This is a genomic window from Rhizobium sp. Root482 (assembly GCF_001426565.1).
Taxonomy (GTDB): Bacteria; Pseudomonadota; Alphaproteobacteria; order Rhizobiales; family Rhizobiaceae; genus Pararhizobium.
The window spans coordinates 116975-131011 of sequence record NZ_LMFA01000012.1; the positions used below are offsets into that span (position 1 = coordinate 116975).

Below are 14037 nucleotides of genomic sequence, written 5' to 3' on the forward strand. Positions count from 1 at the left end.
ATCTCTCAGGCCGCGCGGCGGCCCGGTTCACCCGAATACGGATGGCTGGCGCCGGTCATCAGGACGACTTCATCAAATCCGGCTTCGCCAAAGCCGGCAATCAGGTCGATGACCTGATCATCGGCCACGTCCGGCGCCGAAATGATGATCTCCGTGCCGGGGACGCGCGCCACCTTGCCGACAGCCGCGATATCGGCAGCCCCGCATTCGACGAGAACCGTGTCATAGGCGCTGGACAGCGCATCGATGATCATCTGCAGCCGCTCGATGCCACGCATGGCCAGTGCCGCATCGGCATAACCCTGCGGTATGAGATGGGCGTCGGAAAGCCGGTCGGCATGGATCGTCTCGCCGAAGGCCGCCGTGCCGGTCAGCAGGTTCGTGATGCCGGCAAGACCGGGAGACTGCGCCATCAGATCGCTTGGGCAGGCCGAGCCGGTGAGGTCGATGAGAACGATCCGGCGCCCCTGTTCGGCCACCAGCCGCGCCAGCATCACGGCATTGGCCGACCCTTCATCACCCGCCGGCGAGACCGAGACGGCGATCCGCACGTCGTCGTCGCAAATGTGATCCGCGACGGATTCCACCGAGAAATCATCCGCCTGCAGGGAAGTCTCCGTCGGCGGCGGGACGTCCGAAGGAACCGCATGCGGCGCTCGGACGGCATCGGGTACCTGAACAGGGATCGGTGCCGGAACCGCAACCGGTGCCACGGCGACGGGCTTGCTCTGAGGCATTGTGACTGCCAAGTCCGGTTCGTAGGACAGTTGCGCTTCCTCTTCCGCAAACGACTCCCCGGCGCCGGTTACCGGACGCAGCGCGCGGCCGCTGAACAGTTCGGAAAGCATGATCGCCACACAGCTGATCAGGAAGGCCGCAAGGCCGGCGACGATGGTGATCGGCAGGATTTTCGGAAAGCTCGCTTCGACCGGTTCCACGGCCTGCGACACGATCCGGGCATCGGCAAGCGCGCTGTTCTCGCCGCTGCGCGAACTCGCCTCGCGGTAACGCGCCAGATAGGTTTCAAGAAGCTGGCGCTGGGCGGCGGCTTCCCGTTCCAGAGCCCGCAAACCCACCTCGTCCGCGCCGGCCTTGGCGGATGTGGCCTTCAGCGTATTGAGCTGCGATATCAGCTGGCGCTCGCGCAGCAGCGAAACATTCGCTTCGTTTTCCAGGCTGCCAAGAATCTTCTGCGTCTCGGTGCGGATCTGCGCGCGAATACCCTGCAGCTGAGACTTCAGGCCCTTGAGGCGCGGATGCCCGTCAAGCAGCGAGGTCGAGAGGTCGGCGATCTGCCCCTGCACGTTCGATTCGGTCTCCTTCAGACGCTGGATCATCGGTGAAGCCACGACGGCGTTCAGTGTATCCACGGCGCGGCCGCTCGATAGTGCGCTGCGCACGCTCTCGGCCCGCGCCTCCGCATCGGCACGCTCGCCGCGAACACGCGCAAGCTCGGTGGAAATATCGTTCAGCTGCGTGGTTGCGAAAGTCCCACCCGCCTCGCCTGTCAAGAGGAGATCGGAGGAGGCACGATACTCGGCTACCTTGGCCTCGGCCTCGCGGACCTTTTCGCGCAGATTGGCGATCTCCGGTTCCAGCCAGCGGCTGGCCTCGGAATTGGACTGGAGCTTGGCGCCGCTCTGAAGCGACATGAAGACCTTTGCCATGGCATTCGGGATGGCGGCGGCCAGTTGCGGATCCTTGGAGGAGAACTGGATACCGATCACCCGCGACCGTTCCACCTGGTAGACCTGCAGCTTCTTCTGGAATTCCTTCAGCACCCGTTCTTCCGGTGCGAGATCGAGCGGGTTCTTGCCGATCCCCAGCATGACCAGAAGATCTGACAAGACGGACGGGTTTGCCGTCGGGTCGAATTCCGGAAGTTCATGGAGCTTCAGGTCGCGCGCCACTTCCTTGATCAGATCGACCGAGCGCAGCAACTGGACCTGGCTGGCGATCCCGGATTCGTCGAAGCGGCGTTCGGAGACCTGCGGCTGGGCCTGTGCCTGGCTGGTGCTGCTGAATTCGGGCTGCTGCGATTCGATCAGCAGGCGCGTCTCGCTCTCATATTCGGGCGACATCAGGCTGGCGGCGGCAAAGGCAAGGCCGGAGACGATGGCGGTCGTGGCCAGCACCCTCGCCCGCCGCCGCCAGATGGCGCGAAAAAGCCCGCCTATATCAATGTCCACATCCTGGTGGCCGCCGTTGATGCCCGACATGCGATCTACTCCGAACCCTGCACAACTGGCGGCCACCGTAAACAAACATGGTAACGCAACGGTTAATGGAGGTCCGGGCAGCCCGCGCCGGCCTGTTCGTAGCAAGTGGCTCTCCAGGCAGCCCGCAGCCGATTTCTTGGCCCTCCTTTACCGCCTATTAACCCTAATGGATCGATAACATCACGCCATGCCATGATTTCTGGAGCGAGAGCCCGATGCCGTCCGCACGATTGAAAACAGGCCCCGTACTGGCCGCACTTTCTCTGTGCCTTGCGCTGGCGGGCTGCAGCAGCTACCAGCCGGCGCCCAAGGCCTTTCATGAGGCGACTATCCAGCCCTATCGGCTCGATAGCGGCGACCGGCTGCGCATCAACGTCTTCGAGCAGGCCGGTCTTTCCGGCAGCTATACGGTCGATCAGGCCGGCTATGTCGCCTTTCCGCTGATCGGCGCCATCCCCTCGCGCGGGCATACGCTTCCCGAACTCGAAACCATGATCGCCAACAAGCTGCGACAGGGTTATCTTCGCGATCCCGACGTGACGATCGAGGTCGATCGCTATCGCTCCGTCTTCATCATGGGCGAGGTCGGCCAGGCCGGCCAGTATTCCTATGTTCCGGGCATGACCGTGCAGAACGCCATTGCGGTCGCCGGCGGATATTCGCCCCGCGCCAACCAGGCCAATGTCGATATCACCCGCAAGATCAACGGGCGTGTCATCACCGGCCGGGTGCCGATTTCCGATCCGATCCTCGCCGGCGATACCGTCTATGTTCGCGAGCGGCTGTTCTGACAGCCATGCCGGAGCCCCGCCCGCTGCGCATCATCCACTGTTTCAGGTCGCCCATCGGCGGAATTTTCCGCCATGTACGCGATCTGGCAGAAGCCCATGCCAAGGCGGGCCACGAGGTGGGCATCGTCTGCGACAGCACCACCGGAGGCCACTACGAGGATGCGCTTTTCGACGAGATCAGGCCGTTCCTGGCACTCGGCCTCGTCCGGCTGCCGATCAGGCGGGCGATAAGCCTGAGCGATATCCCCGCGCTCTGGTCAAGTTACAAGAAAATCAGAAGCTTGCGGCCGGATATTCTCCATGGTCACGGCGCCAAGGGCGGCGTGATTGCGAGGATCATCGGCACAGCCTTGCGGGTGAACAGGTATTGCGTTGCCCGCCTCTATTCGCCGCATGGCGGCAGCCTGCACTATGACACGTCGCGCCTTTCCGGAAAGACGGTGTTCCTGCTGGAGCACGTCCAGGAATATCTGACGGACGCGATCGTCTTCGTCTGCGATTTCGAGCGACGGACCTATGTGAGGAAGGTCGGGCGGGTGCGCCCTTGCAACGAACGGATCTACAACGGTATCGACGATCGCGACTTCGAGACCGTCCAGGCCCGCCCGGACGCCGTCGACTTCCTCTATATCGGCATGCTGCGCGACCTGAAGGGGCCGGACCTGTTCGTCGATGCCTTCGCAAGGGCGGAACGGGCCATCGGCCGGCCGCTTTCGGCGCTGATGATCGGCGACGGGCCGCAGAAGGAAGACTATCAGCGAATGATGCTGGAGCGCGGGCTCGGCCGACGCATCGACATGCGGCCGGCCATGAAGGCACGTGCGGCCTTTGCGCTCACCCGCCATGTCGTGGTGCCCTCGCGCGCCGAATCCATGCCCTACATCGTGCTCGAGGCGCTGGCCGCGGGCAAGCCGGTGATCGCCGCTAGGGTCGGCGGCATTCCAGAGATACTGGGCCAGGACAGCGCGGCCCTTGCCCGGCCGGACGATGCGCAGTCGCTGGCCGATATCATGGTGGCCGCCATGACCGAGCCAGACTGGACGACACGGGTCATGCCCGAGCCGAAAGCCTTCAAGGCGGCATTTTCGGCCTCGACCATGGCCGGCAGCATGATGGCGCTCTACCGCCGGCTTGTGCCGGAATCATCCGCCAACGGGTAAAGCCCGAACCACTCCCGTAAGCGTTTCTTAGGGGCTTTCTGCTATTGCCGAAGGGATGCAAACGGCCGGGCGGATATCATGAACCAGATCGACAAACCGGAAACCTTCGATACCGAGGCATTGCGCCGCAAGATTTCCGAGATCCGGACGATCGCACCCGGCGAGAAGCGCAGCGAGCAGCCAACGCGCGAGCTCAATCCGCTGGCGCGCCGCATCGCCGCGCAATTCCGCACTGACACCTATTCGCCGAACATGATCATCGGCCTTATGCGCCTGTTCGAATTCGTCGCGCTGTTTGCCATCGGCTATGCCATCCACATGATCTATGTCGCGCCGAAACTCGATGAGTGGCTCGGCTATTGCGCGCTCGTCGCCGGCGGCGCGGCGCTGACCGTGGGCTTCCTGCAGCTCTGCGACGGCTACCAGGTTCCGACCCTGCGTTCGGCGGCGCGTGCCCTGCCGCGCCTTGTCGGCTGCTGGACGCTTGCCTTCGCCTCGATGACGCTGGTCCTGTTCCTCTTGAAAATCGGCGACACGTTTTCGCGCTTTTCCTTCGCCGCATGGTTCGTTCTGGGCGGCATCTTTCTCGTCATGGAGCGCGCCTTCATCGCCTTTTCCATCCGCCGCTGGGCCCGCAACGGCACCATGGAGCGCCGTGCGGTCATCGTCGGCGGCGGCCAGCCGGCCAAGGACCTGATCCGCTCGCTCGAACAGCAATCCGACAACGATATCCGCATCTGCGGCATTTTCGACGATCGCGACGAGCGCCGGTCACCGGGCGTGATCGCCGGTTATCCCAAGCTCGGCACCGTCGCCGAACTGGTCGATTTCGCCCGCCTCACCCGCATCGACATGCTGATCATCGCGCTGCCCTTGTCCGCCGAGGCGCGTATCCTGGAACTGCTGCGCAAGCTCTGGATCCTGCCGCTCGATATCCGCCTTGCCGCCCATGCCAACAACCTGCGCTTCCGGCCGCGCAGCTATTCGCATGTCGGCAAGGTGGCGATGCTCGACATTTTCGACAAGCCGATCGCCGATTGGGATTCGGTCGCCAAGCGCATCTTCGACGTGTTCTTCAGCATTGTGGCGCTTGCGCTTCTCTGGCCGGTCTTCATCGGCGCGGCGATCGCCGTCAAGATCAGCTCGCCCGGCCCGATCATCTTCAAGCAGAAGCGTCACGGCTTCAACAATGAGGCGATCGACGTCTACAAGTTCCGCTCGATGTATACCAATATGAGCGATCCTTCCGCGCGCAATGCCGTCACCAAGGGCGATCCGCGCGTCACCCGCGTCGGGCGCTTCCTGCGCAAATCCTCGATCGACGAACTGCCGCAGATCTTCAACGTGCTGAGGGGCCAGCTTTCGCTGGTCGGCCCGCGGCCGCATGCCGTGGCGGCCCAGACCGCCGACCGCACCTATTCGGATGTCGTCGAGGGCTATTTCGCCCGCCACCGCGTCAAGCCCGGCGTCACCGGCTGGGCGCAGATCAACGGCTGGCGCGGCGAGATCGACAATGACGAGAAGATCCGCTTCCGCACTGCCTTCGACCTCTACTACATCGAGAACTGGTCGCTCTGGCTGGACCTGAAAATCCTGTTCATGACGCCGATCCGGCTTCTCAATACGGAAAACGCCTATTGAGCGCGCAGGGCGCCCTGCCGGCCGGCGGTTTCCTGCCGCAGCGCGCCGCCATTGCCATCGTCGGTTCGGCGATGGTGGCTTTCGGCGTCTTCCTGTCCGGCTTCGTCATCGCCGAGCCGGCACCCTATGAACTGTTCATGGCCGGCCTGATGGGGCTGTGGTTTCTCTTCGGCCTGAAGATCTCGCGCGCCGTGGCGCCCCTGCTTTTCCTCCTCATCCTGTTCATGACCGGCGGCCTCCTGTCCCTGACGGTCATGCGGGATCTCGCGAGCGGTCCGATGTATATGGCCGTCTCCGGCTTCCTTGCCCTGTCTTCGGTGTTTTACGCAGCGATCATCGAGGCGCGCCACGAGCGCCTGAAGCTGATCTTCGACGCCTGGGTGGCGGCCGGCGTGATTACCGCGCTGCTCGGCATCCTCGGCTATTTCGGCGCCTTTCCCGGCGCGGAGAACTTTACGCTCTACGACCGCGCCAAGGGCGCCTTCCAGGACCCCAACGTGTTCGGCCCGTTTCTCGTCGCACCGTCGCTCTATCTGATGGTGCGGCTGCTTTCGGAGCGGATTGCCACCGCCCCGCTGAAAGCGGTCTGGATCCTGGTGATGGCGTTCGGCCTGTTCCTGTCCTTCTCGCGCGCCGCCTGGGCGCTCTATCTCTTCAGCGCCTGCGCGCTCGTGCTGATCATGCTGTTGAAGCAGCGCACCGGCGCCTTCCGGCTGAAAATCCTCGTCCTGACGCTGACCGGCGCGGTGCTGATGATCGCGGCACTTGCCATAGCCTTGCAGATACCGCAGGTCGCCGATCTCTTTTCCAACCGCACCCAGTTGGTCCAGGAATATGACGGCGGCCATCTCGGCCGTTTCGACCGCCACAAGATCGGCTTCCTGATGTCGATGGAAAAGCCGCTCGGCATCGGCCCCATGGTCTTCAGTACGATATTTCCCGAGGACGAGCACAATATCTGGCTGAAGAGCCTCACCTCCTATGGCTGGCTCGGTTTCGTCTCCTATGTCGCGCTGATCGTCTGGACCGTGGTCATGGGCTTTCGCCTGCTTCTGCTCGACCGGCCCTGGCAGCCCTATCTGATGATCGCCTGGATCGTGCTGATCGGCCATGCGGCGATCGGCAATGTCATCGATACGGATCACTGGCGCCATTTCTACCTGCTGCTCGGCATCGTCTGGGGCTGCGGCGGCCTCGAATATCGGCATCGGCGCCGTTATCCCCTGCCCGTCCACGCAAACCATGCCCCTCAAATCCGGCGTTAACGTCTTGAAACTAATATCGTGCCGGACGGCCCATCAGGCGCCGGGGCGGCGGATTGACAGAATGACCAGCGACAGTTTTGGGGCAGAGGCGCACCGCGCCTTGCGTATACTGCAGGTTCTCGAGCCGAGCGGCGGCGGTTCCGGTCGCCATTTCCTCGATCTCTGCCTTGGCCTGAAGCAGCGCGGCCACCATGTCGAGGCGGTCTATTCGCCTGTTCGAGCGGAAGAAAGCTTCGTGCGCGAACTGAAATCGCTCGACCTTGCCGCGGTCCACATAGTCGCCATGAAACGTGCACCGGGCTGGTCCGACATCGCCGCCTTCCGGGCATTGCGCCGGATCATCAAGGCCGGCGCGCCCTATGATATCATCCACGGCCACAGCTCGAAGGCAGGCGCGCTGAGCCGTCTCCATTTCCCCGCCCGCGCCGTGCCGCGCGTCTACACCCCGCATGCCCTGCGCACCATGGACCCGACGCTCGGCAGGGCCGGACGGCTGATCTATGGCGGTATCGAGCTTATTCTGGCCACACTCTTCACCGACCGGGTGATCTGCGTTTCCGACGACGAATATGCGCATGCACGGTCGCTCGGGATGGCCAAGGAGAAGCTCTGCGTCATCGTCAACGGGGTGGCGCCGCCGCTGTTCGGCATGGCCGAGACGGTCAGGGCCAGTTTCGGAATCCCGGCCGGCGCATTCGTCTTCGGCTTCGTCGGTCGCCTGTCGCACCAGAAGGCACCGGAAAGGCTGGTCGAGGCTTTCCGCAATGCCGCCGCCCGCCTCCCCGGCGCGCATCTGCTGATGGTCGGCGCCGGCGAACTGGAGCCGGAGATCCGCACCGCCATCGCTGAAACCGGCCTGCAGAACCGCATCCACCTCACCTCAGCCTTTACCGGCGCGCAGGCCATTCCCGCCTTCGACATGCTGGTCATGCCCAGCCGCTACGAGGCCATGTCCTATGTGATGCTGGAAGCCGCCGCCGCCGGCAAGCCGATCCTTGCCAGCGATGTCGGCGGCGCATCGACGGCGATCGACAACAACAGGAGCGGCCTGATCATCGCCAACGAGAACGATATTTCGCAACTCGCCCAAGCCATGGTGGAGAGCGCCGGTCCGGATCGCCATCGCGCCTTTCTTTCGGGAGCGCAGGCGCGCATGTCCGGCTTCTCGCTGGAGAGGATGATCGACCGGACCGAAGCGCTCTATCGTGAGCTGGCGGAAGGGCGCCCGGGGGCCTAACGGATACCCGTGCAATACCCGATCTGTCGGTTGGTCAGCCCTTGCCGCACCAGCCATGCTTGGCGTCGGCTAGGCGCCTCGCCAGTCCCTCGGCCACCAGCATGTCGCCGATCGAGCGCCCCTGCCCGACCGTCACCCGGGCGCCCTGCCCGGAGGATGCCGCCGCCAGTTCGACATCGCCGCTGTTGAGAATTTCCCAGAGCCGCTTCTTGGCCAGCGAGCCGAGCTTGCGCTCGCTTTCACAGCGCGCCTGCTTGATCTTCGGCGCCCGGATATCGGCGATCTCGATCTTCCGGCGACCATACCAGAAGGTGCCGCCATCGACGACGCAGTTCTCCAGGCTCTCGGTGCAGAAATAGAATTTCCCGGCCTTGCCGCCACCCGGAGTATAGGCTGCGACCTCAACCGGACGCAGCCCCGGCGTCGGCGCCGCCGACGGCAGCGCGCCCTGCCGCGTCAAGCCCTCCGGCGGCACGGGCGCCCGGGCAAGCACCGATTTAGCAACTCTCGGCTCGGCCAGCGGCGATGTCGTCCTTTTCTCTGTCGACCGATTGTCGCGCTTTCCCGGCGCCGGCTCCTGCTGCTTCACCGAGGCTGTGTAGAAGGCATCCGCCATCGGGACGATCTGCGCCCTGTGCTCGTAGGCAACCACGGTGCCGACCGTCAGCAGGCCGGCGAGATACCAGGGCCACATTCCGCCTTTCGCCTGTTTGCGGCTGGTCCGCCGTTTCTGCGTCTTTTTTCGCGCTGCCCTGGCCATGTGTCTGCTCCCCGGATGAGAGCGGGCATTATCGGCGAAAGCCATTGCTGAAAACTTTAACGAAGCGGAAAAAACCGCGGCGCACCCTGCGGAACGGCGATTTTTTCAAGGCTCGTCCCGGTCCCTGCTTTTTCCCACCGATTTCGCGCCTTTTGCGAAATCAGGGCTTGCGCCCCAAGCCCTGATTATATACGGCTTTCCACGGTTCGGAGCGTAGCGCAGCCCGGTAGCGCACTTGACTGGGGGTCAAGGGGTCGTGGGTTCGAATCCCGCCGCTCCGACCATTTTCTCCTTGAGATCCCCGTCATTTTTCGGCGTCCTGCCGGTGCTTCAATGCACCGACGGATCGGCCTCCGGCTCTTCCAGGAAAGTCCGAATGCCGTCGCGCTCGACGGTGGCGAGGAATTCCTCGAAGGCTTCCTTGTCGGTGGCGAAGGGTTCTTCCCAGACGGTAAGGCCCTCGTCCTGGTCGATCACCTCCATCGTCCAGCCATCACTGCTGCCCTGCTTTCGAAAGATATCAACCAGCACGGTAACGTCGTCGTCGGTAAATTCACCGGCGAAATCGGAATGTTCGAGCTTTTCTTTCTTTGCCATGGTCCTCATGCCTGTCTGGTGTTGGGAACGGGCGCGGCGAGCCGGCCCCTTGAACGCTCGCGGCTGGCGCCGCTTTCGAGCCGTCTTTCCGCCTCGCGGATTTCATGCGGCGTGAACAGGTCGCGGCAATCTGCCCGTATCATCGCCGCCTCCATCGACAAATCCGCCTTGCCGGCCTCCATCAGGCGCTCCAGCCCGGTCGTCCCAGGCTGGAACACGAGTTCCCTCGCCGCCTCCACCCCGCCTTTCAGAACGGTCAGCCGGCGCAAGGCGACCGGGCGGAAACCGAGCGAGGCGCAGCGATCATAGAGCGCCAGCATCTGCCCATGAAATTTTGCTTTCGCGATGTTTTTCATGCCGTGTCGTACCGTGGGATTGTTACAGGAAGTGAACATGGTTGGATGCCTGGCATGCCACTGGAATTGCGTTAAGCATTCGCCGCATTACGGCAGCCCTCAATCCTGAACGTGCAGGCCGGCTTCGGCGGCCGCTTCCAGAAAAGCCTTTCGCGCATCCTCGGCCGGCCGCTTGCCCTCGATCACCGCGGCGCAGATATCGAGCGCGCGGTCGAGCGCTTCGGCGTCGTCGAGCGGCCAGTCCTCGATCATCGCCCAGGATGCCTCGGTCGTATTGGCGATGGTGACATATTTGCCCGGTTCCTCAAGGGCAAGCGTCACGCTCTTCGTCCAGGGTTTGTCCATTGCCGCGCCGCCTTGTTCTACTCGTTGGGCGTTCGTAGCACGGAGACAGGGCGAGAGACGAGCGGAAAACCGGTAGGACCTGCCGTTTCCCTGCGCGCAAAAAAACGGCGGCGCATCGTAAGAAGAGTGCCGCCGCCGATGTCGAAGAGATGTCAGAGATTGCCGCCGTCGACGATTGGGCTTACCAGCGGCAGTGGCGGATCGTCCGGGCGTTCGCGATCGCCGGGCTTGATGATCGGCGGCGGCGCCTGCGTGCCGGTCGTGCCGGGATCATCAGCGGAGGTCGGTGCGGTGGCGGTCTCCGGGGCTGCGTCCTTGCGGGTCTGTCTGTCGGTCATGATCGGTCTCCTTTCGATGAGAAAGGAACGGCAGCGATCGGATTTGGTTCCTGATCAGCGGACCTGGTCCAGCAGCCGCTTGCATTCGAGCAGGTCGTAGAGCGCTTCCTGCAGCAGCGCCCGGTCCTCCTTGCCCACAGACGTCTTGCCGACCGAGATCTCCGGCGCTTCGTCCTGCCCGCCGACGAAGGAGAAGAACCGGCGGCTTGCCGGCGCCTTCGCCCGGCCGACGATCTGGTCTTCCTCCGGATTGCCGAGCTTGGGCTGGGCCGGCTCCTCGATACTGGCGGCCGCCAGCGCCTCGACGGTGGCAAGGTCGCCGCTGGCAATTGCCGCCACGAATTTGTTGCCGTTCATCTTCAGGAGTTTCTGCACGCCCTTGATCGTATAGCCGTGATCATAGAGCAGATGGCGGATGCCCTTCAGCAGGTCGACATCTTCCGGCCGGTAGTAACGCCGGCCGCCGCCGCGCTTCATGGGCTTGATCTGGACGAAGCGGGTCTCCCAGAATCGAAGCACATGCTGCGGCAGATCGAGATCGTCGGCCACTTCACTGATGGTGCGAAACGCATCCGGGCTCTTGTCCATGTCTTCCCCATTTCGCGCAGAGTACGGCAAACGCTGCGGCACCGCCTTGCAGGATCGCCACCGCAGCCTGCGGATGATGAACACGAATCATGCGCAATTCAACGGCTTATGGACGCGTTTTCAACCAGTTTAATGATTGGAGACCCGGTTTCCGGCCTTAAGCGGCGGGAGATTGCGGCTTCTGCTTGGCCTTGCGCTGCAGATGCGCCTTGAGCACGCGCTGCTTCAGCACGTTGGACGCCTTGAACGTCATGACCCGGCGCGGCGAGATCGGCACTTCCTCGCCTGTCTTCGGGTTGCGGCCAATGCGCTCGTTCTTGTCTCGGACCTGGAATGTGGCGAAGGAGGAGAGCTTGACGCTTTCGCCGCGCACGATTGCGTTGCAAATCTCATCGATCACGGTTTCCACCAGTTCGGCCGATTCCGTTCGCGAAAGCCCGACCTTGCGGAAAACCGATTCGGCCAGATCTGCTCGTGTCACCGTTTTTCCGCTCATTGTCCCCACCGATTTTCTTGAAAATATCGATTAGTCCGGAAGACTATTGCCCTTGTCCATTCCGGTCAAGCGTCTGCGACATATCGGGTTTTCTTTACCAGCGCAGCAGGACCGAGCCCCAGGTGAAGCCGCCGCCCATGGCCTCCAGAAGCACGAGATCGCCCTTCTTGATGCGCCCGTCGGCGGCCGCGACGCTGAGCGCCAAGGGAATGGAGGCGGCCGAGGTATTGCCGTGGAGATCGACCGTCACCACCACTTTTTCAAGGGGAATGCCGAGCTTCCTGGCGGAACCGTCGATAATCCGGCGATTGGCCTGGTGCGGCACCAGCCAGTCGAGGTCCTCGGCCGTCGTGCCGGTCGCCTCGAAAGCGGCCTCGATCACGTCGGTGATCATGCCGACGGCATGCTTGAAGACCTCGCGGCCCTCCATGCGCAGATGCCCGACCGTGCCGGTCGTGGAGGGACCGCCATCGACATAGAGCTTTTCCCGGTGTGCGCCGTCGGAGCGCAATTGCGCCGTCAATACGCCGCGGTCGGCCGTCGTGCCGGCCTGCTCCTGGCCTTCCAAAATGATCGCACCGGCGCCATCGCCGAACAGCACGCAGGTGGTGCGGTCGTTCCAGTCGAGAAGGCGCGAAAAGGTTTCGGCACCGATCACCAAAACGCGCCGGGCAAGACCACCGCGGATATAGGCGTCCGCCGTGGCTACCGCGAAGATGAAGCCGGAACAGACCGCCTGCATGTCGAAGGCGGCACCATGGTGCATGCCGAGCCGGTTCTGGATATTGACGGCGGTGGCCGGAAAGGTGTTGTCGGGTGTCGAGGTGGCGACGATGATGACATCGAGATCGGCCGGCGTCAGGCCGGCATTGTCGAGGGCCGCACGGGCCGCCGCCTCGCCGAGCGACGCCGTCGTTTCCCCCTCGCCGGCAATATGGCGCTGGCGGATGCCGGTTCGCTGCACGATCCATTCGTCGGACGTGTCGACCGTCTTTTCCATTTCGCTATTGGTCATCACGCGCTTGGGAAGCGACGCGCCCAAGCCGCGAACAACAGAACGAATCATCGTGTCAAACCTCGTCAGACATGCCGTTTGCAGCGCCTTCGGAAGGGTGCGAGGCATGGTATCTTTGCAAATCGTTTTCGATCTTGGTCTTCAAGCCGTTGCGGACCATGTCGTAACCGACGTCGATGGCCGCAGCGAAACCTTCCGCGTCGGTTCCTCCATGGCTCTTGATCACGACGCCATTAAGGCCGAGGAAGACGCCGCCATTCACCTTTCGCGGATCCATCTTCTCGCGCAGCCTGTCGAAGGCGCCCTTGGCGAGAATATAACCGATTCGGGCCAGCAGGGTGCGCGACATGGCGGCGCGCAGATATTCGGCGATCTGGCGGGCGGTTCCCTCAGAGGCCTTCAGCGCGATATTGCCGGAAAAGCCTTCCGTCACCACCACATCGACGGTGCCACGGCCGATATCGTCGCCTTCGACGAAGCCCTGGTAGTCGATGCTCTCGATCCCCGCCTCGCGCAGCAGGCGGCCGGCTTCCTTGACCTCCTCCTGGCCTTTCATCTCCTCGACGCCGACATTCAGGAGGCCGAGCGTCGGGCGCTCCACCTCGAAAAGCGCGCGCGCCATGGCGCCGCCCATCAGCGCGAAATCCAGCAATTGCTCCGCATCGGCGCCGATCGTCGCGCCGACATCGAGAACGATGCTTTCGCCCTTGAGGGTCGGCCAGATCGCCGCGATCGCCGGGCGCTGGATACCGGCCATGGTGCGCAGGCAGAAGACGGACATCGCCATCAGTGCGCCGGTATTGCCGGCCGAGACGACCACGTCGGCCTCGCCCTTGTTGACGGCGTCGATCGCCTGCCACATGCTCGCCTTGCCGCGCCCGCGCCGAAGCGCCTGGCTCGGTTTCTCGTCCATGGCGATCGCCAGTTCGCTGGCATGGAAGGTGCTTGCGGCCTTCAGCCTGGGATATTTCTCCAGGAGGGGCGCGCATTGTTCTTCAAGGCCGTAAAGCACGAAGCGGATATCGGGATGCCGTTCGAGCGCCTTTGCGGCACCCGGGATGACGACCTGCGGACCGAAGTCGCCGCCCATCACATCAAGAGAAATTCTGACCACGCGTGCCTTATCCTTTGTTCCTGCCACACTGCATGTTTCGTTCCGACGCAACAATCTGCGATGGAGACAGGCGTGTTTTCATGTCGTTTGAGACGAGACGCCCCGCTTGCGGGGG

14 protein-coding genes, 1 tRNA gene and 2 pseudogenes are annotated in these 14037 nt (G+C 63.3%); 6 read left to right on the forward strand and 11 right to left on the reverse strand.

What is annotated here, in order from left to right:
* Positions 1-5: 5 nt before the first annotated feature.
* Positions 6-2219, reverse strand: coding sequence for a GumC family protein (locus ASD31_RS08565; protein ID WP_056331886.1), 2214 nt, complete (start codon positions 2217-2219; stop codon positions 6-8).
* 215 nt (positions 2220-2434) lie between these two features.
* On the opposite strand from ASD31_RS08565, the gene ASD31_RS08570 reads away from it, so the two are divergent.
* From ASD31_RS08570 to ASD31_RS08590, 5 genes are all read left to right on the forward strand, one after another.
* Positions 2435-3010, forward strand: coding sequence for a polysaccharide biosynthesis/export family protein (locus tag ASD31_RS08570; protein ID WP_056331887.1), 576 nt, complete (start codon positions 2435-2437; stop codon positions 3008-3010).
* Positions 3011-3015: 5 nt separating this feature from the next.
* Positions 3016-4170 (forward strand): glycosyltransferase family 4 protein, encoded by a 1155-nt coding sequence (locus ASD31_RS08575; protein WP_056331889.1) that lies wholly within the window; start codon positions 3016-3018, stop codon positions 4168-4170.
* 78 nt (positions 4171-4248) lie between these two features.
* The gene (locus ASD31_RS08580; RefSeq protein WP_056331891.1) at positions 4249-5811 is read left to right on the forward strand and encodes an undecaprenyl-phosphate glucose phosphotransferase; all 1563 of its coding nucleotides are present in this window, start codon (positions 4249-4251) and stop codon (positions 5809-5811) included.
* Positions 5808-7076, forward strand: coding sequence for an O-antigen ligase family protein (locus ASD31_RS08585; protein WP_056331893.1), 1269 nt, complete (start codon positions 5808-5810; stop codon positions 7074-7076). Before ASD31_RS08580 ends, ASD31_RS08585 begins: the two co-directional genes overlap by 4 nt.
* Before the next feature lie 61 nt (positions 7077-7137).
* Positions 7138-8313 (forward strand): glycosyltransferase, encoded by a 1176-nt coding sequence (locus ASD31_RS08590; RefSeq protein ID WP_056331895.1) that lies wholly within the window; start codon positions 7138-7140, stop codon positions 8311-8313.
* Between the two features lie 34 nt (positions 8314-8347).
* Here the strand turns inward: ASD31_RS08590 and ASD31_RS08595 are convergent, their stop codons facing one another.
* Positions 8348-9073, reverse strand: a complete 726-nt coding sequence (locus ASD31_RS08595) for a hypothetical protein (RefSeq protein ID WP_056331896.1) — start codon at positions 9071-9073, stop codon at positions 8348-8350.
* Between the two features lie 207 nt (positions 9074-9280).
* On the opposite strand from ASD31_RS08595, the gene ASD31_RS08600 reads away from it, so the two are divergent.
* Positions 9281-9357, forward strand: a tRNA-Pro gene (locus ASD31_RS08600).
* A gap of 46 nt (positions 9358-9403) precedes the next feature.
* Here the strand turns inward: ASD31_RS08600 and ASD31_RS08605 are convergent.
* The 9 genes and pseudogenes from ASD31_RS08605 to plsX form a co-directional block, all read right to left on the reverse strand.
* Entirely contained in the window at positions 9404-9670 is a 267-nt protein-coding gene (locus ASD31_RS08605; RefSeq protein ID WP_056331898.1) for a hypothetical protein, read from the reverse strand.
* A 5-nt stretch (positions 9671-9675) separates the two neighbouring features.
* Positions 9676-10026: a hypothetical protein gene (locus ASD31_RS08610; protein WP_056331900.1), complete on the reverse strand. Its 351-nt coding sequence runs from the start codon at positions 10024-10026 to the stop codon at positions 9676-9678.
* A gap of 99 nt (positions 10027-10125) precedes the next feature.
* Positions 10126-10371, reverse strand: a complete 246-nt coding sequence (locus ASD31_RS08615; RefSeq protein WP_056331902.1) for a DUF982 domain-containing protein — start codon at positions 10369-10371, stop codon at positions 10126-10128.
* A gap of 152 nt (positions 10372-10523) precedes the next feature.
* Positions 10524-10709 carry a hypothetical protein gene (locus ASD31_RS08620; RefSeq protein WP_056331904.1) on the reverse strand — a complete coding sequence of 62 codons (186 nt, stop codon included), beginning with the start codon at positions 10707-10709 and terminating at the stop codon, positions 10524-10526.
* 54 nt (positions 10710-10763) lie between these two features.
* Complete coding sequence (locus ASD31_RS08625) at positions 10764-11297, reverse strand: MerR family transcriptional regulator (RefSeq protein WP_056331905.1); 534 nt, start codon at positions 11295-11297, stop codon at positions 10764-10766.
* A 98-nt stretch (positions 11298-11395) separates the two neighbouring features.
* Positions 11396-11509, reverse strand: a pseudogene (locus tag ASD31_RS27105) (hypothetical protein); the annotation flags it as partial.
* Positions 11461-11793: pseudogene (locus ASD31_RS08630) on the reverse strand (integration host factor subunit alpha); the annotation flags it as partial. The pseudogenes ASD31_RS08630 and ASD31_RS27105, both read right to left, overlap by 49 nt.
* Positions 11794-11887: 94 nt before the next feature.
* A complete protein-coding gene (locus ASD31_RS08635; RefSeq protein WP_056331909.1) occupies positions 11888-12859 on the reverse strand; it encodes a beta-ketoacyl-ACP synthase III in 972 nt (323 codons plus the stop codon).
* A gap of 4 nt (positions 12860-12863) precedes the next feature.
* Positions 12864-13922, reverse strand: coding sequence for a phosphate acyltransferase PlsX (gene plsX, locus ASD31_RS08640; RefSeq protein ID WP_056331911.1), 1059 nt, complete (start codon positions 13920-13922; stop codon positions 12864-12866).
* Positions 13923-14037 lie beyond the last annotated feature (115 nt).